21 protein-coding genes and 1 pseudogene are annotated in these 23,125 nt (G+C 67.6%); 16 read left to right on the plus strand and 6 right to left on the minus strand.

Features of this window, described 5'->3' with window-relative positions:
• Nucleotides 1–53: 53 nt before the first annotated feature.
• The 5 genes from Ga0080574_RS20115 to Ga0080574_RS20135 all read left to right on the plus strand — a co-directional run bounded on the left by Ga0080574_RS20115 (nucleotide 54) and on the right by Ga0080574_RS20135 (nucleotide 6,636).
• Nucleotides 54–1,226: a deoxyguanosinetriphosphate triphosphohydrolase gene (locus tag Ga0080574_RS20115; protein WP_076703684.1), complete on the plus strand. Its 1,173-nt coding sequence runs from the start codon at nucleotides 54–56 to the stop codon at nucleotides 1,224–1,226.
• Nucleotides 1,227–1,339: 113 nt separating this feature from the next.
• Entirely contained in the window at nucleotides 1,340–3,196 is a 1,857-nt protein-coding gene (locus Ga0080574_RS20120) for a cation:proton antiporter (protein ID WP_076703686.1), read from the plus strand.
• Between the two features lie 76 nt (nucleotides 3,197–3,272).
• The gene (locus tag Ga0080574_RS20125) at nucleotides 3,273–4,376 is read left to right on the plus strand and encodes an ABC transporter ATP-binding protein (protein WP_076703688.1); all 1,104 of its coding nucleotides are present in this window, start codon (nucleotides 3,273–3,275) and stop codon (nucleotides 4,374–4,376) included.
• Entirely contained in the window at nucleotides 4,373–5,755 is a 1,383-nt protein-coding gene (locus Ga0080574_RS20130; protein WP_076703690.1) for an ABC transporter permease, read from the plus strand. Before Ga0080574_RS20125 ends, Ga0080574_RS20130 begins: the two co-directional genes overlap by 4 nt.
• Complete coding sequence (locus Ga0080574_RS20135; RefSeq protein WP_083716912.1) at nucleotides 5,752–6,636, plus strand: ABC transporter permease; 885 nt, start codon at nucleotides 5,752–5,754, stop codon at nucleotides 6,634–6,636. The genes Ga0080574_RS20130 and Ga0080574_RS20135 overlap by 4 nt, the downstream gene beginning before the upstream one ends.
• Here the strand turns inward: Ga0080574_RS20135 and Ga0080574_RS20140 are convergent.
• From Ga0080574_RS20140 to Ga0080574_RS20150, 3 genes are all read right to left on the minus strand, one after another.
• Nucleotides 6,614–7,495 (minus strand): DMT family transporter, encoded by an 882-nt coding sequence (locus Ga0080574_RS20140; protein WP_076703692.1) that lies wholly within the window; start codon nucleotides 7,493–7,495, stop codon nucleotides 6,614–6,616. The two genes, Ga0080574_RS20135 and Ga0080574_RS20140, sit on opposite strands and share 23 nt — an antisense overlap.
• Before the next feature lie 78 nt (nucleotides 7,496–7,573).
• Nucleotides 7,574–8,350, minus strand: a complete 777-nt coding sequence (locus Ga0080574_RS20145; protein WP_076703694.1) for a DUF533 domain-containing protein — start codon at nucleotides 8,348–8,350, stop codon at nucleotides 7,574–7,576.
• A gap of 108 nt (nucleotides 8,351–8,458) precedes the next feature.
• Nucleotides 8,459–9,877 (minus strand): protein adenylyltransferase SelO, encoded by a 1,419-nt coding sequence (locus Ga0080574_RS20150; RefSeq protein WP_076703696.1) that lies wholly within the window; start codon nucleotides 9,875–9,877, stop codon nucleotides 8,459–8,461.
• Nucleotides 9,878–10,074: 197 nt separating this feature from the next.
• On the opposite strand from Ga0080574_RS20150, the gene Ga0080574_RS20155 reads away from it, so the two are divergent.
• Entirely contained in the window at nucleotides 10,075–11,007 is a 933-nt protein-coding gene (locus Ga0080574_RS20155; RefSeq protein WP_076703698.1) for a pirin family protein, read from the plus strand.
• A gap of 9 nt (nucleotides 11,008–11,016) precedes the next feature.
• Here Ga0080574_RS20155 and Ga0080574_RS20160 read toward each other — a convergent pair whose 3' ends face one another.
• Both Ga0080574_RS20160 and Ga0080574_RS20165 read right to left on the minus strand, forming a co-directional pair.
• Entirely contained in the window at nucleotides 11,017–11,463 is a 447-nt protein-coding gene (locus Ga0080574_RS20160) for a GNAT family N-acetyltransferase (protein WP_076703700.1), read from the minus strand.
• A complete protein-coding gene (locus Ga0080574_RS20165) occupies nucleotides 11,460–12,398 on the minus strand; it encodes a nucleoside hydrolase (protein WP_076703702.1) in 939 nt (312 codons plus the stop codon). The genes Ga0080574_RS20160 and Ga0080574_RS20165 overlap by 4 nt, the downstream gene beginning before the upstream one ends.
• Before the next feature lie 221 nt (nucleotides 12,399–12,619).
• On the opposite strand from Ga0080574_RS20165, the gene zwf reads away from it, so the two are divergent.
• From zwf to Ga0080574_RS20185, 4 genes are all read left to right on the plus strand, one after another.
• Nucleotides 12,620–14,080, plus strand: a complete 1,461-nt coding sequence (zwf, locus tag Ga0080574_RS20170; protein WP_076703704.1) for a glucose-6-phosphate dehydrogenase — start codon at nucleotides 12,620–12,622, stop codon at nucleotides 14,078–14,080.
• Complete coding sequence (pgl, locus tag Ga0080574_RS20175; RefSeq protein ID WP_083716913.1) at nucleotides 14,077–14,754, plus strand: 6-phosphogluconolactonase; 678 nt, start codon at nucleotides 14,077–14,079, stop codon at nucleotides 14,752–14,754. The genes zwf and pgl overlap by 4 nt, the downstream gene beginning before the upstream one ends.
• A 21-nt stretch (nucleotides 14,755–14,775) precedes the next feature.
• On the plus strand, nucleotides 14,776–16,356 hold the full coding sequence (gene pgi, locus Ga0080574_RS20180) for a glucose-6-phosphate isomerase (RefSeq protein WP_076703706.1): 1,581 nt from the start codon (nucleotides 14,776–14,778) through the stop codon (nucleotides 16,354–16,356).
• A gap of 172 nt (nucleotides 16,357–16,528) precedes the next feature.
• Nucleotides 16,529–17,209 carry a PRC-barrel domain-containing protein gene (locus tag Ga0080574_RS20185; protein WP_076703708.1) on the plus strand — a complete coding sequence of 227 codons (681 nt, stop codon included), beginning with the start codon at nucleotides 16,529–16,531 and terminating at the stop codon, nucleotides 17,207–17,209.
• Nucleotides 17,210–17,301: 92 nt separating this feature from the next.
• Here Ga0080574_RS20185 and Ga0080574_RS20190 read toward each other — a convergent pair whose 3' ends face one another.
• A complete protein-coding gene (locus Ga0080574_RS20190; protein ID WP_076703710.1) occupies nucleotides 17,302–17,736 on the minus strand; it encodes a cupin domain-containing protein in 435 nt (144 codons plus the stop codon).
• A 106-nt stretch (nucleotides 17,737–17,842) separates the two neighbouring features.
• On the opposite strand from Ga0080574_RS20190, the gene Ga0080574_RS20195 reads away from it, so the two are divergent.
• The 6 genes and pseudogenes from Ga0080574_RS20195 to Ga0080574_RS20220 all read left to right on the plus strand — a co-directional run bounded on the left by Ga0080574_RS20195 (nucleotide 17,843) and on the right by Ga0080574_RS20220 (nucleotide 23,119).
• The gene (locus tag Ga0080574_RS20195; protein WP_076703712.1) at nucleotides 17,843–18,463 is read left to right on the plus strand and encodes a holin-associated N-acetylmuramidase; all 621 of its coding nucleotides are present in this window, start codon (nucleotides 17,843–17,845) and stop codon (nucleotides 18,461–18,463) included.
• Complete coding sequence (locus tag Ga0080574_RS20200) at nucleotides 18,454–18,993, plus strand: holin family protein (protein WP_076703715.1); 540 nt, start codon at nucleotides 18,454–18,456, stop codon at nucleotides 18,991–18,993. The genes Ga0080574_RS20195 and Ga0080574_RS20200 overlap by 10 nt, the downstream gene beginning before the upstream one ends.
• A gap of 166 nt (nucleotides 18,994–19,159) precedes the next feature.
• Nucleotides 19,160–21,129: pseudogene (locus Ga0080574_RS20205) on the plus strand (heme lyase CcmF/NrfE family subunit).
• Entirely contained in the window at nucleotides 21,126–21,617 is a 492-nt protein-coding gene (locus Ga0080574_RS20210; protein WP_076703717.1) for a cytochrome c-type biogenesis protein, read from the plus strand. Before Ga0080574_RS20205 ends, Ga0080574_RS20210 begins: the two are co-directional and overlap by 4 nt.
• A gap of 154 nt (nucleotides 21,618–21,771) precedes the next feature.
• Nucleotides 21,772–22,272, plus strand: a complete 501-nt coding sequence (locus Ga0080574_RS20215; protein WP_076703719.1) for a DUF2087 domain-containing protein — start codon at nucleotides 21,772–21,774, stop codon at nucleotides 22,270–22,272.
• A gap of 70 nt (nucleotides 22,273–22,342) precedes the next feature.
• Complete coding sequence (locus tag Ga0080574_RS20220) at nucleotides 22,343–23,119, plus strand: enoyl-CoA hydratase-related protein (RefSeq protein ID WP_076703721.1); 777 nt, start codon at nucleotides 22,343–22,345, stop codon at nucleotides 23,117–23,119.
• The last annotated feature ends 6 nt before the right edge of the window (nucleotides 23,120–23,125 follow it).

Below are 23,125 nucleotides of genomic sequence, written 5' to 3' on the forward strand. Positions count from 1 at the left end.
ACAGGCGGCAACCGGGCGAGACGATCCGGGCCGCATAGCAGAAGGCGACCCGCATGGCGATCTACGCTTGCGACCCGGCACAGGCGCGCGGCAGACGCGTGACGGAAGAGGAAAGCGCGTTCCGCTCCTGCTTCCAGCGCGACCGGGACCGCATCATTCATTCATCGGCCTTTCGGCGGCTCAAGCACAAGACCCAGGTCTTTGTCGAGCACGAGGGCGATTTCTTCCGCACCAGGCTTACCCATTCCATCGAGGTGGCGCAGGTGGCGCGCACCATGACTGGCGCGCTGGGGCTCAATACCGATCTCACCGAGGCGGTGGCGCTGGCGCATGATCTCGGCCACACGCCTTTCGGTCATACCGGAGAGGATGCGCTGCACGAGCTGATGGCGCCCTATGGCGGCTTCGATCACAACGCCCAGGCGCTGCGCATCGTGACCTCGCTGGAGCGCCACTATGCCGAGTTCGACGGGCTCAACCTGACATGGGACACGCTGGAGGGCATCGCCAAGCACAACGGCCCTCTGCTGCCGCTGGCCGAGGGCGAGGCGCTGCCGGTGACGCTGGCGGAGTATAACGCCAGCCACGATCTGGAGCTGCACACCCATGCCAGCGCCGAGGCGCAGGTGGCGGCGCTTTCGGACGACATCGCCTATAACAATCACGATTTGCAGGACGGGCTGCGCGCCGGGCTCTTCACCGAGGACGAGGTCGCCGAAATGGCGCTGATCGCCCCGGCCTATGCGGAGGTCGACCGGCGCTATCCCGGGCTCGAACCCTACCGGCGCCGGCACGAGGCGCTGCGGCGGGTCTTTGGCTATATGGTCGAGGACGTGATCGACACCAGCCGCGCGCGGCTGGAGGCGGCGGCGCCCGGCTCGGCAGAGGAGATCCGCCATCTGGGCCGCCCGGTCATCGCGTTCTCTGACGAGATGTGGGCGAAGCTGAAGGAGGTCCGCGCCTTCCTGTTCCGCCGCATGTACCGAGCGCCCTCGGTGATGGAGATCCGCACCAAGGTCACGCAGGTGGTGCGCGATCTCTTCCCGATCTACATGGAGCGCCCCGAGAACCTGCCGCAGCGCTGGCGCCAGGAGATCGACGCGGCGCAGGACGAGGCGGCGCTGGCGCGGCTGGTGGCCGATTACATCGCCGGCATGACCGACCGCTTCGCGCTTCAGGCGCATGCGCGGCTGATGGGGGTCGATATTCTGCACGATCTGCCCTGACCTCCCGTAACGGAGGGCTGGACAGAGACTGTCCGCGTGCCATTTGCTGAGCGCAGGGCCGCGCTTGCGCGCGTTTGCGGCGCCAAGGGGCGGCAATACCGGAAAGGACGACGATGGCAGTGGCGGAAAGCGCGGGGCTCGCCCCGGTACTGGGATTTGCGCTGGTGGGCGTGCTGGGGGTGGGCTCGCAATGGCTCGCCTGGCGGCTGCGCATGCCGGCCATCGTGCTGATGCTGCTCGCGGGGCTCGCGGTCGGGCCGGGGCTGGGTGTGCTCGACCCGTCGCGCGATTTCGGTTCGCTGATGCAGCCGATGCTGGCCATCGCCGTTGCCATCATCCTTTTCGAAGGCGGTCTGACGCTGAGCCTGCATTCGCTGAGCGACGCGGCCACCGGTGTCAAGCGGCTGGTGTTTCTCGGCGCGCCGCTGGGCTGGGCCGCCTCCAGCGCCGCGCTGCACTGGGGCGCGGGGCTCTCGTGGGAGGCCTCGGCGGTGTTCGGCGGCATCATGATCGTCACCGGCCCGACGGTGATCGCGCCGCTTTTGCGGCAGGCGCGGCTGAAGCGGCGCCCGGCGGCGCTGCTGCAATGGGAGGCGATCGTCAACGATCCGGTGGGCGCGCTCGCCGCCGTGCTGGCCTTCGAGGTGGTGACAGTGCTGCACAGCGCCGCCTCGGTCAGCACCGCGGTGACCGACATGGTGGTCGGCATCGTCGGCGCCATCGTGCTCGGCGTGGCCGGGGGCTGGGGACTGGCGCGGTCCTTCCGCAATGCGCTGGTGCCGGAATACATGAAGGTGCCGGTGCTCTTCGTGCTGCTGCTGGCGGTGTTCGCGCTGTCGGACGCGCTGCTGCACGAAAGCGGGCTTCTGGCGGTCACCGTGATGGGGCTGTGGATCGCCAATGCCGATCTGCCGAGCTATGTGGAACTGCGCCGCTTCAAGGAACACGCGACGATCCTGCTGGTCTCGGGCGTGTTCATCCTGCTCGCCGCCAATATGGACCGCGAGACGCTGGCCTCGCTCGACTGGCGGGCGCTGGTCTTTGTGCTGGCGGTGGTGTTTCTTGCGCGCCCCCTGCCGGTGCTGGTGGCTCTGGCCTTTACCAATGTGCCCTGGCGCGAGCGGCTGCTGGTGGCCTTCACCGGCCCGCGCGGCGTGGTGCTGGTGGCTGTCGCGGGGCTCTTTGGCGAGCGGCTGGCGCAGCTCGGCATTCCCGATGGCGACCGGGTGGCGCCGCTGGCCTTTGCGCTGGTGGCGGCGACGGTGGTGCTGCACGGCTTTACCCTGACCCCGCTGGCGCGGCTGCTGGGGCAGAACGCCACGGCGACGCCGGGGGTGATGATCGTCGGTGGCTCCCGTTGGGCGGCGGCGCTGGGGGCGGCGCTGAAAAAGCTCGAGCTGCCGGTGGTGGTGGCCGACCCGAACCACGCGCATCTGCGGCAGGCCCGCGAGGCGGGGCTCGAGACCTTCTGGGGCGACATCCTGTCGGAAGCCGCCGAGCACAAGCTCGATTTCGTCACCTATGACAAGGTCATCGCCGCCACCGACAACGATGCCTACAACACGCTGGTGGCCACCGATCTGGCGCCGGAATTCGGCCGCGAACATGTGTTCCAGCTCAAGCGCGTGCGTCAGGCCTCGGCGCGCCATGCACTGCCGGCGACGCTGGGCGGCGGCAAGATCGGGCTCGACGAGACGTTTTTCGAATCCAATGCGCGGCTGTCGGAGGGCTGGGAATTCCGCGTCACCAAGCTCAGCGCCGAGTTCTCGCTGGAGCAGTGGCGCGCCAAGAACCCCGAGGCGGTGCCCTTTGCCGATCTCGGCCCGAACGGCACGCTGCGGCTGCTGGGGCCGGAGGACAAGCCCAAGGAGACCGAGGGCACGCGGCTGCTGGTCTTTGCCCCCAAGCGTCAGGAGCGCAAGGACGACCGGCGCGACGAGAACGGCAACGACACGATGAAAAGCGCCTGAGCCCGCGCCGGGGCGGCCATCAAGAAACTGTCACGTTCCGCCGTTAGGACAGGCCCGTTTCCGACGGAGTCTCCCCATGCGCGGCAAGGACGTGACGCTCGACAGCGTTTCCATCACCTATCCCAACGGCTTCACCGCGGTGGCGCCCACCGATCTGCGCATCGAGGCGGGCGAGTTCTTTTCGATCCTCGGCCCCTCGGGCTGCGGCAAGACGACGATCCTGCGCGCGGTCTCGGGCTTTATCGAGCCTTCGCAAGGTCGCGTGCTGATCGGCGGCGAGGATATGGCGGGCAAGGGCCCGAACGCGCGGCCCACGGCGCTGATTTTCCAGAACCTTGCGCTGTTCCCGCTGATGCCGGTCTGGGAAAACGTCGCCTTCGGGCTGGAGGCGCGCGGCATCGGCAAACGCGCCCGCCGCGACAGGGCGCAGGAGCTGCTGCATCTGGTGGCGCTCGGCGATCAGGGTGACAAGCTGCCCTCGGAGCTTTCCGGCGGTCAGCGCCAGAGGGTGGCGATTGCCCGGGCGCTGGCGGTGGAACCCTCGGTGCTGCTGCTCGACGAGCCGCTCTCGGCGCTGGATCTGAAGCTGCGCCAGCATATGCGCGCCGAGCTGCGTGCGATCCAGCGCAAGACCGGGGTGACCTTTATCTACATCACCCACGATCAGGGCGAGGCGCTCACCATGTCCGACCGCATCGCGGTGATGAACAACGGCGTGATCGAGCAGGTGGGCAGCGGCGACGAGATCTATTCGCAGCCCCGCACCGCCTTTGCCGCCAGTTTCGTGGGCGAGATCAACCGCTTCGAGGGCCGTGTCGAGACGGTGGAGAATGGCACCGCCCGCATTGTCACGCCGCTGGGCCGGTTCCGCGCCCGCAACCCCGAGCAACTGGCGCCGGGCGCCGACGCGATGCTCTTCGTCCGGCCCGAGGCGATGGTGCCGGGCCATGCGGAAAACCGGCTGTCGGCACGGCTCAAGCGCCGCGATCTGGAGGGCGCCTTTCTCAACCTCTTCTTCGAGGCGCAGGGGGTGGAGCTTTCCGTTCACGTCACCAATGACGGGCGCGCGCCGGATCTTTCGGGGCAGGATCTGACAGGCCTGGGCTTTTCCGCCGAGCGCGCGGTGATTCTGCCGGCGGGGCCGCTGGCGCGCACCGGCAGCGAGCTTGCGGCGCAATGAACGGGCTTTTGCGCGGATACGGGCGCGGGCTGACGCTGGCGTTTTTCGCCGCCGCCGCGCTCTGGGGGCTGATGCTGATCGTGCTGCCGCAGCTCACCATGCTGGAGCGCGCGATGACCGCGCCGGCCCGCGCGCTCGACAGCTCGGCGGCGCAGATGCTGATGCGCGACGCGCGCACCTGCATCTCGGTGCTGGAGGGCTATGCGTCCGACGCGGCCAAGCCCTCCAGCGGGCTTGCCATCCCCTCGCTTTCCGGCCCGGCGGCGCCGTCCTCCGGTCTGGCGCTGCCCTCGGCAAGCGGGGCAGGGACAACCGCGCGCCCCTACATTCTGCAATGCGACCGCGCCACCACCCATACCGCGCTGGTGCGCTCCGCCGGCGAGCCGCGCGCCTGGCTCGACGAGACCTATGGCCTGCCGCTGCTCAGCGTTTCCGACAGCGCGCCCATCGCCGAGCAGAAAGCCACCGCCGAGGAAATCGGCGCGCTGGCGCGGGACCTTTACGGCGAGCTGAAAGAGCGCGAGGCCAAGGCCAACCCCTACACGCTTGAGAATTTCGCCACGCTCGCGAGCGCGCGCTTGATCCCCCAATCCGACGCGCGGCGGGCGGAGGAAAACGCCAGGCTCTCCAACAGGTTGCTGGCGCTGATCGGGCTGCGCTTTGAGGCCGATGGCCAGACCTACGAGCGCATCGGTCTGGTGACGCTCACCCGCACGCTGGTGCAGGCGGTGATCGCCACGGCGCTGGCGCTGCTGCTCTGCTATCCCATCGCCTATAAGGTGGCGCTGGCCACGCCGCCGCGCCGGGCGGTCTGGCTGTTTCTCGGGCTGGTGATCCCCTACGCGATTGTCGAGCTGATGCGGATCTATGCCTGGACCACGATCATCGACAATGCGGGCCTGCTGAACGGGCTGCTGCAATGGCTGGGCCTGATCGGCGAGCCGATCCAGTTCAAGCGCTTCCCCGGTACGGTCTTTCTGGTGATCGTCTACACTTATGTGCTGTTCATGGTGTTCCCGATCTACAACGTCATGAGCACGCTCGACCGCAATCAGATCGAGGCGGCGCGCGATCTCGGCGCTTCGCCCTGGCGGGTGCATCGCCGCATCATCATTCCCCATTCCAAACCCGGCATTGCCGTGGGCACCATCGCCACCTTCATGCTGGCGGCGGGGGCGTTTTCGGTGCCGCGCATCATCAGCCGCGGCCTTCAGGCGGAATGGTTCAGCCAGACGATCTACAACAAGTTCTTCGAGAGCCCCAACGCCAATACCGGCGCCGCCTACAGCTTTGCCTATACGCTGGTCTGCTTCGCTCTGGTGGCGCTCTTCATGTGGCTGATGCGGACGCGGCTCAAGGATTTCGCGAGGGTGCAATGAGCGATCTTGCCGACACACGCAGCGGCGCGCCGGCGATCCGCCTGCCGCGCCTCATCAGCGCCGACGGGCTGCTGACGCTCTACACTTGGGCGTTCCTCTGCTTCATGTTCCTGCCGCTGCTGCTCATGGTGCTGTCATCGGTCAACGATGTCTCGCCGCCCTCGGTGACCGACTGGCGCGGCGTCACCGGCAAATGGTACGCGTTCTTCTGGATGCCCGAGGAGGCGCTGCGGGCGGACCCGGTGTTGCGGGCGCTCGACCGCGACCGCTTTGTCGGCTGCTTCGGCAATTCGGTGCTGGTGGCGGCGCTCGTGGTGCCGCTGTCGCTGATGCTGGGGCTGGCCGGCGCGGTGCTGCTGACCCGCTGGCGGTCGCGCGCCAATGGTGTGCTCTGGTGGGTGCTGCTGTCGCCGATGCTGGCGCCGGGGATCGTGCTGGGGCTCTCGGCGCTGGTGTTCTGGGGACGGCTCGGCGTGGATGCGGGGCTCTTCACCATCGTCATGGCGCAGACCACCTTTATCGCCGGCTATCCGATGCTGATCCTGATGGCGCGGCTGCAACGCCAGCCGGTGGAGCTGGAAGAGGCGGCGTTGGATCTGGGGGCGACGCCCTTCCGGGTCTTCCGCCGGCTGACGCTGCCCTATCTGGCGCCGGCGCTGGCCTCGGCGGCGGTGATCGCCTTCATGGCCAGCATGGAGAATTACAACACCACCATGTTCGCCAAGGGCGGCGCCTGCACCTTTGCCACCGAGATCGGCGCCATGGCGCGCAACCCCAACGGCCACCCGCCGGTGATCAATGCGGTGGGCACGGTGATCATCCTGCTGACCGTGGCGGCGGCGGGGCTGCACACCGTCCTCACCCGGCGCGAGGCGCGGTGACCCGCCGGCGCGGCGCGAGGATATAGAGCAGCAGCGCCGCGATCACGATGGCGCCGCCGGCGAGCATGCGCAGGCTCGGCGCCTCGCCGAGGCCGATCCAGACCCAGAGCGGCCCCAGCACCGTCTCAAGCAGCATCAGCAGGCTGACATTGGCCGCCTGCGTGTGGCGCGAGGCGGAGGACAGCGAGAAGAACGAGACCGGCAGGATGGCGAGCCCGGTGACAAGGATCGCCGCGACATTGCCCTCTGTCATCGCCATGGGGCCGGTGAGCGCCACCCCGGTCAGCCCGGCCAGCGCCGCGCCGGTGCCGAGCGCCGGCAGCAGCGGCAGCGCCGGCGCGCGGCGCAGGGTGACGAAGGTGGTGGCAAGGCTCAGCGCCACGCCCAGCCCGCAGAGCGCCCCGGTGAGGGCGGCGCGGTTCACCGCCACATCGCCCTTGCCCGAGACCGCCAGCGCGATGCCTACCAGCACGGCGGCGATGGCGGCCCAGGTGGCGCGGCTGGTGGGCTCGCCCAGCAGCAGCCGCGACAGCAGCGCCGCCCAGACCGGCCCCGTTGCCACCGCCAGCAGCACCACCGCCACCGGCGCCGCCGCGATGCCCAGCGGGAACAGCGTGGCGTTGCAATACTGCGCCAGGATCAGCACCAGCCCGGCGCGGCTCAGCAGGGGACGCAGCGCGCCCGGCGCGCGCCGGCCGAGCAGCCAGCCGCTCCAGAACACCGCGCCGACGCAGAGCCCGCGCCAGCCCAGCATCTGCCAGCCATGCATGCCCGAAAGCCGCATGAGCAGCGCGTCGGGCGTCAGCGCCAGCGCGCCGAACGCCGCGAGCGCGAGGCCGAAATAGGGGGAGCGGGACATGGGCGGTCTCCTGGGGGGTGAACACAAAAAGCCCCGCCCGAAACCGTCCGGGCGGGGGCAAAAGGGCAGGGGATGCCGTCAGGAATAGAGCGGCTGCATCCCCATCTGCATATGGAGCTGATTGACCACCACCTCTGAGAGCCCCATTGCCTTGGCCAGCGTGTCGAGGTAATCGGCCTCCTGCTGGGTGTCGACGCGGATGGTCATCAGCGAGGCGGCATAGACCTGCGGCTTCTGCGCCTCGGGCGTGTCGGCGGCGAGCCCGGCCACATCGACCGGCGCCGCGAGCTGCGCCTTGACGAAGGCGATGTCCTCGGGCGTGGCATCGTCGCCGACGGTTTCGAGGATCTTGGCCTGTTCCGCCTTGTCGATGCCGCCATCGGCCTTGGCCGCCTGGATCATCGCGCGCAGCATCAGGCCGGCGGCCTCCTCTGCTTCGGGCGGGGCGCCGGCGGCGCCCATCTGGTCGAGCATGCCGCCGACCCCCTTGCCGCCGGTCGCCGCCGCGCCGCCCATCATGGCGAGCAGCCCGGCCATGCCGGCGCCGCCCTGACCGCCAAGCGCCGAGAGCAGCCCGCCCTTGTCGCCGCTGCCGCTGCCGGTGCCGCCGAGCCCGGCTCCGGCCATCATCGCGCCGAGCCCGCCCTGCTGCATCTTCTCCATCATCTCCTTAAACTGGCCGCCGCCCAGCATCTGGCCGAGCTGCGCCTGCTGCGCGGTGCCGGGCTCGCTGCCCTTGACCTGCGCGCCGCCGCCGAGCAGGGCGCCCAGGCCCTGACCGCCGGACATCTTGTCGACGCCGCGCGCCGCGGCATAGCCGATGGCGACTTTCGCCAGCGTTCCCATAAGACCCATTTTCCGGTTCCTCCCCTCATCGGTGATCGAGCATCTTGCCGCCACTCTGGCAGAAAGCCGCCCCCCGCGTGAAGGGAAATTTCCCCGCGCCGACGCGGGCTTCGCCGGTCAGGTGCCGCAGAAGGTGGCGGGAACGACTTCGGTAGGCAGCGGCGGGCGGCGCAGCTCCTCGGCCTCTGGCTGATCGTCATAGGGGCGGGCAAGCACGCCGCGCATGTGGTGAAAGGCGCGCTCGTCGCCCTCCACCGCCGCCGAGATCATCTGCTCGATCCGGTGGTTGCGCGGGATGAAGGCGGGGTTGCTGTGTCGCATCAGCGCCTTTGGGTCGTCCTCGCCCTCGATACGGGCACGCCAGCGTGTCTCCCAGGCGTCAAAGGCCGTGGGGTCGGTGAACTGGTCGCGCGCGCCGCCATCGGCAAGCGCGCGGAAGGTATTGGTGAAATCCGCCTGACCCTTGTGCATCAGGTCGAGCAGCTCGCCGATCAGCGCGCCATCGTCCTGCGTCGGCGCGGCGATGCCGATCTTGGCGGCAAAGCGCGTCAGCCATTCGCGGCGCAGCGTGTCGGCCATGCCGTGCACGATCTCGGTAAAGCGTTCGACCGCGGCATCCGCATCGGGCATCAGCGGCACCAGCGCGGTGGCGAGCTGCGCCATGTTCCAGATGATGATATCCGCCTGCGCCGCATAGGCGTAGCGCCCGTGCCGGTCGATCGAGGAATAGACCTGGCCCGGGTCGTAGCTGTCAATGAAGGCGCAGGGGCCGTAGTCGATGGTCTCGCCCGAGAGCGTGCAATTGTCGGTGTTCATCACCCCGTGGATGAAACCGAAGCTCATCCACTGCATGACCAGCGCCGCCTGCCGGTCGCAGACCTGCTGGAGCAGCGCATCGGGGCTGGTGGCGCCGGGATAGTGGCGCGCGGCGGTGTAGTCGAAAAGGGTTTGCAGATCCTCATACTGGCCGCGCGAGGAAAAGACCTGAAAGGTGCCGACGCGGATATGGCTTTGCGCCACGCGGGTGAGGATGGCGCCGGGCAGCGGACGCTCGCGATAGATGTCCTCGCCGGTGCGCACGGCGGCCAGCGCCCGGGATGTCGGTACGCCGAGCGCGTGCATCGCCTCGCTCACCACGTATTCGCGCAGCACCGGCCCCAGCCAGGCGCGCCCGTCGCCGCGCCGGGAATAAGGCGTGGGGCCGGAGCCCTTGAGCTGGATGTCGCGGCGGATGCCGTCGCGCCCCACCACCTCGCCCAGCAGATGCGCGCGCCCGTCGCCGAGCTGCGGAGAGAAGCCGCCGAACTGGTGTCCGGCATAGAGCTGCGCCAGCGGGTCGGCGCCGTCGGGCAGCACATTGCCGGCAAAGACCGGTCCGAGGCGCGGATCGTCGGTGCCGGTGATGCCTAGCTCCTCGGCAAGCGCCTCGTTGAAGGCGATGAGCCTTGGCGCGCTCACCGGGGTGGGTTTCAGCCGCGTGTAGAAATCGCCGGGCAGGCGGGCATAGCTGTTGTCGAAGGGGATGTGCAGGGTCATGGCACTCAGATAATCATGCGTGGCGCGAAGGGAAGGGCGAGGCTTTGGCCTCAGGATACCCGCATTTTCCGTGGCGTCCAATCGGGGGCGGTCACGGCCCTGTGCAAAAACGCGCATATCCCGCGCGAAACCCGGCGGTTTGCGCATGCGCCGATTGCGCTATCTTCAGGTCATAGCCCGAGAACGAGGAGGCAGATATGAGCTGGAACCCCGCGCTTGACCCGCATTGCCCCACCAGAGACGAGGTGGATGCCATCGACACGCTGATCCTGCCGCGCGCCCGCGATCTCGGCGGGTTCGAGGTGCGCCGCGCGCTGCCGGCGCCGAAGCGGCAGATGGTCGGCCCGTTCATCTTCTTCGATCAGATGGGCCCGGCGGAATTCCTGCCGACGCGCGGCATGGATGTGCGCCCGCATCCGCATATCGGGCTCGCCACGATTTCTTACCTGTTCCGGGGGCGCATGCATCACCGGGATTCGCTCGGCACGGACGCCTGGATCGAGCCCGGCGCGGTGAACTGGATGGTGGCCGGAGAGGGCATCACCCATTCCGAGCGCACCGATGACAAGACGCAGGTCGACCCGATGCCGTTCTTCGGCATCCAGACCTGGGTTGCCCTGCCCAAGGATCATGAGGACCGCGCGCCGCTCTTTCAGCATGCGGGCGTGGGTGAGCTGCCGTTTCTCGAAGGCGAGGGCAAACAGGTGCGGCTGGTGCTGGGCGATGCCTGGGGCGCGCGGGCGCCGGTCGAGACCGACTCGGAGATGTTCTATGCCGATGCGGTGCTGGAGGCCGGCGCCGCGATCCCGCTGCCGGACGATCACGAGGATCGGGGCGTCTATGTGGTCGAGGGCAGTGTCTCGCAGGCGGGCACCAGCTATGAGGCCGGGCAGATGATGGTGTTCCGCCCCGGCGACCGGGTGTCGCTGAAGGCCGGGCCGCAGGGCGCGCGGGTGATGCTGCTGGGTGGCGCGACGCTGGAGGGGCCGCGCTATATCTGGTGGAACTTCGTCGCCTCGTCCAAGGAGCGCATCGAGGAGGCCAAGGAGGCGTGGCGCCGGGGCGACTGGGAGAACGGACGTTTTCACCTGCCGCCGGGCGATGACGCAGAGTTCATCCCGCTGCCGTGAGGCCCGGGGTCAGAGGATGCGGCTCATCAGCGTGTAGCCGTCGCGCGGTTTGAAACGGTTGCGCTGATAGAAGCGCTGCAACGGTTCGTCGGTGCGGTCGGCTTCGAGATGCACCGCCTTCACACCGGCGTCGCGCAAACCGGCCACAAGCTGATGCAGCGCCTCGCCGCCCATGCCGCGCCCGCGCACGGCGGGGCGGATGAAGATCTCGTCGAGCACGGCGTCGAGCCCGCCGAATTCCATGCTCCAGCCGAAACTCACGAGGATATAGCCCACCGGCGCCTTGCGCGGCCCGACGAGCCAGATCGCGCCATGCGGCAAGCCGTTCAGAATGGGCTCCAGCGCGGCGCGCACATGTGCCTCGTCGGTGCCGTAGCCTTCTTCCGCGTGAAAGGCCGAGACCATGGGCATCAGCTTTTCGAGATCGCCGCCATCGGCGAGGTGGAGGGTTTTCACAGCCGTGCCAGCCTTTCCGTCAGCAGCGCAAAGAAGCCGTCGGCGTCGAGATCGCCGATGAAGGTGGCGTTGGGGGCGCGGTCGGTGACGCCCCACCAGTCGGCCACGGTCATGCCCCGGGTGAGATCGGAGACGGTCTCGATCTCCACATTGATGAAGCGCCCGGTAAAGAGCTCGGGCGCGAGCAGCCAGGCGGTGACGCAGGGATCGTGCAGCGGGGCGCCGTCCCAGCCGTATTTGTCACGGTCGAAACGCTCGAAGAAATCGGTCATCTGCGCCACCGCCTCGCCCACCGGCGTGCCGAGCGCGCGGAAGGCGTCGTTGCGCGGCTTGGTCACCACCGCCTTGTGGGTCACGTCGAGCGGCATGACGATCAGCGGCGCGCCGGCGCCGAACACGACCGCCGCCGCTTCCGGATCGACATAGATATTGAACTCGGCGGCGGGGGTGATGTTGCCGACCTCGAAATAGGCGCCGCCCATCAGCACGATCTGCTTCACCCGCCCGACGATCTCCGGCGCGCGCTGAAACGCCGCCGCGATATTGGTGAGCGGGCCGAGCGCGCAGAGCGTGACCGTGCCCTCGGGTTCCTGACGCAGCGTGTCGATGATGAAATCCACGCCGTTCTGCGGTTGCAGCGGCATACTGGGCTCGGGCAGCACGGGACCATCGAGCCCGGTCTTGCCATGCACATGCTCGGCGGTGACCAGTTTGCGGGTCAGCGGGCGGTCGCAGCCGGCAAAGACCTTGATGTCGCGCCGGCCGCCAAGCTCGCAGATAATGCGCGCATTGCGTTCTGTCAGCGCCAGCGGCACGTTGCCCGCCACGGCGGTGATGCCCAGAACCTCCAGCTCCTCCGGCGAGGCCAGCGCCAGAAGAATGGCCACGGCGTCGTCCTGGCCGGGGTCTGTGTCGATGATGATACGCTGCGCCATGGTCTTCCCTTCACTCGCTACCCGACAGGGGTGGCACGCAGGCCGGCGGCGTTCAAGCGCCAAGCCCCGACGGCCGCAAAACAGGGCAGCGTCATGCTTTTCCTGCCGCTTGTCATTGCCGGGGCGGGACGGGGTGTTAGACTCGGTCGTGAGATAGGGTTAGGGAAGGGCGCAATTAGCGCTAACATCTGAATATGCAGAGAATCGGAGATACGCCAGAAATGGTTTCCCGCGTCATCCCGGTCGATCCGTTCGACCTCGTTATTTTCGGCGGCACCGGCGATCTGGCGCGGCGCAAGATCCTGCCGGGGCTGTTCCGGCGGTTCTGCGCCGGACAGATCCCCGAAAACAGCCGCATCATCGCTGCCGCGCGCTCCGAGATGGACGATGACGGCTATCGCGATCTGGCCCGCGAGGCGATCGAGGAGTTCGGCCGCAAGAAGGGGCGCGACAAGAAGGCGGTGAAAGCCTTCCTCAAGCACCTTTACTACGTGCCGGTCGATGCCAAGGGCGAGGGCGGCTGGAAACAGCTCAAGGAGCGCCTGCGCGATGACGACGACGTGGTGCGCGCGTTCTATTTCTCCGTCGGGCCGAGCCTCTTCAGCGATCTCGCGGAGGGGCTTCAGGTCAACGGGCTCAGCCACCGCGACGTGCGCATCGTGGTCGAGAAACCCTTTGGCCACGATCTCGAAAGCGCGCGCGAGCTCAACGAGGAGCTGGCCAAGCATTTTCACGAAGATCAGATCTATCGCATCGACCATTATCTCGGGAAGGAGACGGTGCAGAACCTCATGGCGGTGCGCTTTGGCAATATGCTGTTCGAGCCGCTGTGGAACGCGCAATACGTGGATCACATCCAGATCACCGTATCCGAGACGGTGGGCGTGGGCGGTCGTGGTTCCTATTACGACAACGCCGGCGCCATGCGGGACATGGTGCAGAACCACCTGATGCAGCTTCTGTGCCTGATCGCCATGGAGCCGCCGGCGCGGTTCGAGGCCGACGCGGTGCGCGACGAAAAGCTCAAGGTGATCCGGGCGCTCGATCCGGTGGACCCGGACCAGATCGTGCGCGGGCAATATACCTCGGACGGGCAGATGCCCTCCTATCGCGAGGATGCGGAGAACCCGACCTCCAAGACCGAGAGCTATATCGCGCTGAAATGCTATATCTCTAACTGGCGCTGGGCGAATACGCCCTTCTATCTGCGCACCGGCAAGCGGCTGAACGCGCAGGCCTCGGAGATCGCCGTGGTGTTCAAGGACGCGCCGCATTCGATCTTTGGCATCGACGCGGGGCGGCATCGCAATGTGCTGTCGATCCGGCTTCAGCCCAATGAGGGCATGACGCTGGGCGTGACCATCAAGGAGCCGGGGCCGGGCGGCATGCGGCTGGTGGACGTGCCGCTCGACATGTCCTTTGCCGAGGCGCTGGGGCCGGAGGCCGAAGAGGCCGCCGATGCCTATGAGCGGCTGATCATGGATGTGATCCGGGGCAACCAGACGCTGTTCATGCGTGGCGACGAGGTAGAAGCCGCCTGGGCCTGGACCGATCCGCTGATCGAGGGCTGGGAACGGCGCGGCGACTCGCCCAAACCCTATGATGCCGGTAGCGGCGGGCCGGACGATGCGGCCTTCCTGATCAACCGCGACGGCCGGCGCTGGAGGAGGATCCAGACGTGACCTACGAGTTCCGCGATTATCCCGACCGTGAAATGCTGGCCATGGATCTGGCCAACCAGATCGCCGGCGAGCTGCGCGCGGCGCTCGGCCACGAGGAGCGCGCGGCGCTGGCCGTGCCGGGCGGCACCTCGCCCGGGCCGGTTTTCGACGTGCTCTGCGCCGCAGATCTCGACTGGTCGCGCGTCGATGTGCTGCTCACCGACGAGCGCTGGGTGCCGGAAAGCTCGGAGCGCTCGAACACGAAGCTGCTGCGCGAGCGGCTGCTGATCGAGCGCGCGGCCGCCGCCCGCTACCTGCCGCTTTACGCCGAGGCGGCGCGGCCCGAAGATGCCATGGAGGATCTTTGCGCCGCCATCGAGCCGGCGCTGCCGCTGGCGGTGGTGCTGCTCGGCATGGGCGCCGACATGCACACCGCCTCGATCTTTCCCGGCGCCGACCGTCTGCAGGATGCGCTGGCCGATGACGCGCCGATCCTGCTGCCGATGCGGGCACCGGGCGCACGGGAGCCGCGTATCACCCTGAGCGCGCGGGTTCTCGATGGCGCTCTGAAAAAGCATGTGCTTATTTTTGGTCAGGAAAAACGCGATGCGCTGGAAAAGGCGCAGGGCGTGACGCCCGACGAGGCACCGGTGAACGCGGTGCTCGACGAGGCCACCGTGCATTGGGCCGAGTAAAACAATAATGGGATTGTGATCATGTGGGATGAGCTCAAGAGCCTCGCCGCCGAGCGCGACGGGCGCCGTATCGACGCGCTTTTTGCCGAGGATCCGGGCCGCGCGCAGGCGTTCTCCATTGCCAGCGACGGGATGCTCTTCGATTTCTCCAAGACGCAGATCGACGCCGAGGTGAGTGCGGCGCTGGTCGCACTGGCCGAGGGCGCGGAGGTTGCCGCGCGGCGCGACGCGATGTTCGCGGGCCAGAAGATCAACGAGACCGAGGGCCGCGCGGTGCTGCATACCGCGCTGCGCAATCTCGACGGCGCGCCGGTGCTGGTGGATGGCGAGGACGTCATGCCCGAGGTGCTGGAGACGCTCACGCGGATGGAGGCGCTGGCGACGGAAATCCGTAGCTCAGGCATCACCGATGTGGTGAATATCGGCATCGGCGGCAGCGACCTCGGTCCCAAGATGGGGGCGATTGCGCTGGCGCCTTTCCATGACGGGCCGCGCTGTCATTTCGTTTCCAATGTCGATGGCGCCGATATCGCCGACACGCTGAAACGCTGCCCGCCCGAGAGCACGCTCTTCATCATCGCGTCGAAGACCTTCACCACCATCGAGACCATGACCAATGCGAAAACCGCCTGGGACTGGCTTGAAGCGCAGGGTGTGGGCACCGACGGCAAGTTCGTGGCGCTGTCCTCCAATCTGGAGAAGGCGGCGGAATGGGGCATTCCGGAAAGCCGCGTTTTCGGTTTCGAGGACTGGGTCGGCGGGCGTTATTCCATGTGGGGGCCCATCGGGCTCTCGCTGATGATCGCCATCGGTCCGGAGGATTTCCGCACCTTCCTGCGCGGCGGGCAGGCGATGGACAGGCATTTCCGCGAGACGCCGCTGGCACAAAACATGCCGGTGATGCTGGCGCTGGTGGGGATCTGGCACAATCAGATCCTCGGTCATGCCACCCGGGCGGTGCTACCCTATGACAACCGCCTCGCGCGGCTGCCGGCCTATCTCCAGCAGCTCGAGATGGAGAGCAACGGCAAGAGCGTGAGCATTGACGGCGCCGATCTGGCGCGGAATTCCGGCCCGGTGGTCTGGGGCGAGCCCGGCACCAACGGCCAGCACGCGTTTTACCAGCTCATCCACCAGGGCACCCGGGTGGTGCCTTGTGAGTTCATGGTGGCGGCAAAGGGCCACGAGCCCGATCTGGCGCATCACCACGCGCTGCTCATCGCCAATTGCCTGGCGCAGTCCGAGGCGCTGATGCGCGGGCGCTCGCTCGACGAGGCGCGCGACAAGGTGGCGGGCGCGTTCGAGGGCGAGGAGCTGGAACGGCAGGCGCGGCACCGGGTGTTCCCGGGCAACCGGCCCTCCACCACGCTGATCTATCCGCAGCTCGATCCCGAGACGCTGGGCCGCATCGTGGCGCTCTATGAGCATCGGGTCTTTGTCGAAGGCGTGATCCTCGACATCAACTCCTTCGACCAGTGGGGGGTCGAGCTCGGCAAGGAGCTGGCCACGGCGCTGGGGCCGATGGTGACCGGCGACGAGCCCGCCGACGGTAAGGACGGCTCGACCCGGCAGCTTCTGGACTTCGTGCACCGGAACGGCTGAGCGCGCGGTGGGCAAACTGCCCACCGTTCCATACGGTCTCCGCGTTGCGGTTTCACCGAAATTGTTCCCTGACATTAATGTTATGAGCGGGGTTTTGCCCGGGTGGAACGGGTCCGGCACCGGCGTGTTGTGGCTGTATCAAGTCACGAAGACAACACACGGAGGAAAGACCATGAAACGCCTTACCGCAACCGTTGCTGCAATCGCACTCACCGCCGGCACCGCCTATGCGCAGAGTGCCGAGACCGACGAAACCAAGACCATGCCCAAGCAGGAAACCGGGGCAATGGAATCGATGGAGAACAACGCCGACGCCGCGATGGCCGAAGGTGAAGACGCTCTGGAAGAGACCGGCGACGCGATCGCGAACACCGCCGACGCCGCCGGTCAGGCCATCGAAGAAGGCGCCGAAGCGACCGGCGACGCGATGGAAACCGCAGCCGAAGAGACCGGCGATGCCATGCGCAACGTCGCGAGCGACGCGAAAGCGCTCTTCGAAGGTGACGCGGACGGTATGATCCGCACCCGCGACATCACCGGCGGCACCGTCTATGCGATCGACGCCGATGGCGAAATGACCGACTGGGACGACTCGATGGGCTATGACGCCGTGTCCGACCAGTGGGACAATGTCGGTGAGATCGAAGATATCGTGCTGAGCTCCGACGGCGCCTTCGAGGGCATCGTTGCAGAGGTCGGCGGCTTCCTCGATATCGGCGACAAGCACGTCCATCTCACGATGAGCGACGTCAAGCTGGTGCCGGTGGATAACGAGCGTTACGCCGTGGTCACCAACTTCACCAAGGACGAGCTGATGAACATGGAAAATGTCGACGAGTCGGCCATGAACTGATCCGGCGCATCGCCGCAGGATAGAGGCCGGGGCAGCAATGCCCCGGCCTTTTTCGTTGGAATAAGTATTTTATCGCAGGCTATTACGGGGTTTCACGAAATGTCGAAACCAGGCTCGGCGAGGGTGAACCCCTCGAAGCGGAAGCCCGGTGAGACGGTGCAGCTCACCAGCGTCCACTCGCCGGTGCTGCGCGCTGCCTGCCAGTGGTGGTCCGGCACCACGAGCTGCGGGCGCGCGCCGCTCGCCAGATCGGGGCCGAGCATATGGTCGCTGCGCGGGCCGTCCGCGTCCGGCGCCATCGACAGCACCAGCGGCGCGCCGGCATGCCAGAGCCAGATTTCGGCGGCATCCACCCGGTGCCAATGGCTCCGCTCGCCCGCTTTCAGCAGAAAATAGATGCAGGTTCCCGCGGGCCGCGCGCCCTCGGGCGCCTCTGCCACCCAGGTTTGCCGGTAATGCCCGCCCTCGGGATGCGGCGAAAGCTCCAGCAGGGCGATGATCTCCTCGGCGGTGAGGGGCGGGGTCATGGCGGTCTCCGTGCGGTGGTCTGAAACTTGGTTAACCAGTTTCTGGCGAGCTTCGGGAAGGGGGATTTCCCCCGACCCTGAGGCAAAGAGGCGCGAGAGACCAGAGATGACCGCAGAAACAGAGGTTCGGCGGATCGCCGAAGAGATCCTCGCCCGCGAGGGCGGCTATGTGAATGACCCCGACGATCCCGGCGGGGCGACGAAATACGGGGTGACGATCCACACCATGCGCCGGCTGGGGCTGGATCTGGATGGGGACGGCGATGTCGATGCGCGGGACGTGCAGCGGCTGAGCCGGGCGCAGGCGGTGGAGATCTTTATCCGGCATTATTTCGACCGCCCGCGCATCGGCGATCTGCCGGAGGTGCTGCATGCCACGGTGTTCGACATGTATGTGAATGCCGGCGGCAATGCGGTGAAGATCCTGCAACGGCTGCTCAACCGGATGGGCGAGCGCATCGCCGTCGACGGCGCCATCGGGCCGCAGACCATTGCCGCCGCCGGGCGCGCCTATGCCGGCGCGCCGGATCATCTGGCCGACGCCTATGGTATCGCGCGGCGGAATTATTACTTCGCCCTGGCCGATGCCCGCCCGGCGAGCCGCAAATACGCCCGCACCCGCGCCGGCGGCAAGGGCGGCTGGATCCGCCGGGCCGAGGATTTCATCTCGCCACGCTTCCATCTGACGGAGGCGCAGTTCCGCGCCCGGGTGGCGGCATGGGGATGATCGACCGCACCATGGGGCTGCTCTTTGGCGGCGGTAATGTCCTCCGCGACACGGCGGAGGTGTTCCGGGTCAATGCCGAGGCACAGGCGGCACGCGAGGCGGGGCTTCAGGGCAAGGCGCTGGAGCAGTTCGCGGCGGAGTTCCTCGGCCAGCGGCCATCGCGCTTCGACCGGTTCATGGATGCGCTGAACCGCGTGCCGCGACCGGCCATGGCGCTGGGAACGCTGGGGCTTTTCGTCTCGGCCATGGTCGATCCGGTGTGGTTCGCCGAGCGCATGACCGGCATCGCGCTGGTGCCGGAGCCGCTCTGGTGGCTGCTGGCGGCCATCGTGGGGTTCTATTTCGGCGCGCGGCATCAGACCAAGGGCCAGCAGTTCCGCCGCGAAATGGCGGCGACGGTGGCGGCGGTGCCCGAGGTCATGGGGCAACTGCGCGGGCTGGAAGCGCTGCGCGTGGAGGCGGAGCCGGAGGAGCGGGAAGAGACGGCGCCGAATCCGGCGCTGGCGGAGTGGCGCGCCGCGCGGTCCTGAGCGCGGGTCCCGGTCGCCGGAGCGGATTGTGAGTATTTGAGAGAAAGATGAAGGGGCGGGGCGGTTTCAGGGCCGCCCCGTCGCCATATCGGATTGCGACAATGTGAACAGGGCGGTTCCGCGATTTCCGTTGGCCGGGCGGGGGCGGTTCAATATACACAAGGGCATGGTTACCGAACTCGGACATTTCGCCCTGATCCTCGCCTTCCTCGTCGCCTGCGTGCAGGCGGTGGTGCCGATGGTGGGCGCGCAGAAACGCTGGCCCGGCTGGATGGCCGTGGCCGAGCCCGCCGCAACCGCGCAGTTCCTGCTGACAGCGCTCAGTTTCGCGGCGCTGACCCATGCCTTCATCACCTCGGATTTCTCGCTGCGGGTGGTGGTGCAGAACAGCCATTCCGCCAAGCCGATGCTCTACAAGATCTCGGGCGTGTGGGGGAATCACGAGGGCTCCATGCTGCTCTGGGTGCTGATCCTGTCGCTTTTCGGGGCGCTGGCGGCCTGGTTCGGGGCAATCTGCCGCCGACGCTGCGCGCCCGGGTGCTGGGGGTGCAGGCGATGGTGGGGGTGGCGTTTTTCGCCTTTATCCTCTTCACCTCGAACCCGTTTCTGCGCATGGCGGTGCCGCCCTTTGACGGGCAGGATCTGAACCCGCTCCTGCAGGATCCGGGTTTGGCCTTTCACCCGCCGTTCCTCTATCTCGGCTATGTCGGTCTCAGCATCTGTTTCAGCTTTGCCGTGGCCGCGCTGATCGAGGGTCGCGTGGATGCCGCCTGGGGGCGCTGGGTGCGGCCCTGGACGCTGCTCTCCTGGGTGTTTTTGACCGTCGGCATCGCGCTGGGGTCGTGGTGGGCCTATTACGAGCTCGGCTGGGGCGGGTTCTGGTTCTGGGATCCGGTGGAGAACGCCAGTTTCATGCCCTGGCTGCTGGCCGCCGCCCTGCTGCATTCCGCCATCGTGGTCGAAAAGCGTGAGGCGCTGAAGAGCTGGACGGTGCTGCTGGCGATCCTCGCCTTCGGCTTCTCGCTCATCGGCACCTTCATCGTGCGCTCGGGCGTGCTGACCTCGGTGCATGCCTTTGCCACCGATCCCGAGCGCGGCGTGTTCATCCTGGGGATCCTGGTCTTCTTCACCGGCGGCGCGCTGACGCTCTTTGCGGCGCGGGCCAATGTGATGCAGGCCAAGGGCGTGTTCGGCATCGTAAGCCGCGAATCCGCGCTGGTGGTGAACAATATCCTGCTGGCGGTGGCCTGTTTCGTGGTCTTCACCGGCACGCTCTGGCCGCTGGTGGCCGAGATGCTGTTCGACCGCAAGCTGAGCGTCGGGGCGCCGTTCTTCAACATGGCCTTTACCCCCTTCATGGTGGTGCTGGGGGCGATCCTGCCCATCGGCGCCATGCTGAGCTGGAAGCGCGGCAAGCCGGGGCGGGTGATGCGCCAGCTGGCGCCGGCCTTTATCCTGGCACTGGCCGTGGCGGGGCTGTTCTGGGCGATGCAGACCGGGCGCAGCCTGCTCGGGCCGATCGGCATGTTCCTCGGCACCTGGCTGATCGCGGGATCGGTCACCGATATCCTCAGCCGCCTCGGCAAGAGCCGCGATTTCGGCCGGCTGCTGCGCCTGCCGCGCGCCGACTGGGGCAAGGCGGTGGCGCATGCGGGGCTGGGCGTCTGCATGGCGGGCATTGCCGGGCTCATGGCCTGGGAGCAGGAGGATATCCGTGTCGCGCAGCTGAACGAGCCCTTCACGGTCGACCGTTTCGAGATCGAGCTTCTGGGCGTCGAGCGTGTGCAGGGGCCGAACTACATCTCGGATATGGGCGAGGTCGCGGTGCGCGAGGAGGGCAGGGAGATCGCCCATCTCTACCCGGAGAAACGCACCTATCCGGTGGCGCAGATGCCCACCACCGAGGCCGCCATCGACTACCGTTTCCTGCGTGATGTCTATGTGGTGATCGGCGACGCGCAGCAGGGCGGCGGCTGGACCATGCGGGTCTATATCAAGCCGCTGGCCAACTGGATCTGGGCGGGGGCGATCCTCATGGCGCTCGGCGGCGCGCTGAGCCTGTCGGACCGGCGTTTCCGCGTCGCCGCCGGCGCGCGCAAGAGCGCCAAGCTGCGGCAGGGGGTGCCGGCGGAATGAGACGGCTGATTGTCTGGCTGGGCAGATCCCCGGCGCTGCTGACGCTCGCGTTCCTGCTGGTGGCCAATCTGGCTGCCGCCGTGCAGCCCGACGAGATGCTCGACGATCCGGCGCTGGAGGCGCGGGCGCGCGAGATCTCCAAGGGGCTGCGCTGCCTCGTCTGTCAGAACGAGAATATCGACGATTCGAACGCCTCGCTGGCGCGCGACCTGCGGCTTCTGGTGCGCGAGCGGTTGGTCGAGGGCGACAGCAACGAAGAGGTCGTCGAGTATCTCGTTGATCGCTATGGCGAGTTCGTGCTGCTGAAACCCACCTCGGGCGGTTGGAACTGGCTGCTCTGGGCGGCGGGGCCGATCCTCTTCGTGCTGGCACTGATCACGGCGGGATTCTACCTGCGCGGTCGCGCCACCGCGACACCGGCGAGCGAGGCGGGGCTTTCCGACGAAGAGCGCGCGCGGCTGCGGCAGATTCTGGACGAGCAGGGCTGAGCCTGCTAAAGCACGGGCAGGGTCGGCAGTTCACCCAGTCTCCGCCAGTCGCTAAACCTGCATCTTCATCGCTTTTCCTTTCCCCGGCGATACCCGATGGACAAGGGCGGATCTCCACCCCGAGAGGGGCGCGGTATCGGTTCCGGAGGATCTGATGACCCGTGACGTGATATCCCTGACGATCGACGATCTGTCGCATTTCGCCCGCAGCCTGCGCGCCGGGCTCGCCAGCCCGCCCTCGCATCTGGAGATGCTGGGGCAGATCGCCCGCGCGGCGGGCTACCGCAATTACCAGCATCTGCGCGCCAGCCATGCGCCCGCGCCTCAGGCGGATCGCAAGCGGGTCGAGCGCGCGCTGCGGCATTTCGACGGGCAGGGGCGGCTGATGCGCTTTCCCGGGCGCACGCGGATGCAATGGCTCTGCCTCTGGCCGCTCTGGGCGCGGCTCCCCGCGCGGCACGAGATGAGCGAGCGCCAGATCAGCGCCCGTATCGACGCGCTGACCGGGTTCCGCGATGCCGCGCAGCTCCGCCGGTCGATGGTCGAGGCCGGGCTGGTGACGCGCACGGTGGACGGCGCGGTCTATCTGCGCCGCGAGCAGGCGCCACCGCCCGAGGCGCGGGCGCTGATCGCGGCGGTCTCGGCGCGGCTCTGAGGCCGGGTTTGCCTTTGCCAAACCGGTCGGTTCAGTGTTTCATACGCCCGATGCGACAGCGAGGCGGGACATGATTTACGACACGATCAAACTGGAGGAGGCGGAGGGTGTGGCGCTGATCACCCTGTCCCGGCCCGAGGTGATGAACGCGCTCAACACCCAGATGCGCGCCGAGATCGCCGACGCGGTGCGCCAGGCCGGGCGCACGGCCCGGGTGCTGGTGATGACCGGCGAAGGCCGGGCGTTTTGCTCGGGCCAGGATCTCGGCGACCGCGAGACCGCGGCCAATATCGACCTGGAGCGGGTGCTGCGCGACGAATATGCGCCGATGCTGAATGCCATCGTCGATTGCCCGCTGCCGACCATTGCGGCGGTGAACGGCGCCGCCGCCGGCGCGGGGGCCAATCTGGCGCTGGCCCATGACGTGGTGATCGCCACCGAAAGCGCGTTCTTCATGCAGGCCTTTGCACGCATCGGGCTTATCCCCGATGCCGGCGGCACCTGGGCGCTGCCGCGCCAGATGGGGCTTGCCAAGGCGATGGGGGCGGCGCTCTTTGCCGACCGCATCAGCGCGCGGCAGGCCGATGACTGGGGGATGATCTGGGAGGCGGTGCCGGATGCGGAATTCGAGGCCGTCTGGCGCGCCCGGGCGGCGCATCTGGCCAATGGGCCCACGCAGACCTATGCCCGCATCAAGACCGCGCTGCGCGGCGCCTTCGAGAACGATCTCGACACCCAGGTGGAGCTCGAGTCGCGGCTTCAGGGCGAATGCGGCAAGAGCCGCGATTTCAAGGAGGGCGTGGTGGCCTTCCTTGAAAAGCGTCCGCCGAGCTTCGAGGGACGGTAGGCGGCG

This window comes from Salipiger abyssi (genome assembly GCF_001975705.1).
In the GTDB taxonomy this organism is placed as follows: domain Bacteria; phylum Pseudomonadota; class Alphaproteobacteria; order Rhodobacterales; family Rhodobacteraceae; genus Salipiger; species Salipiger abyssi.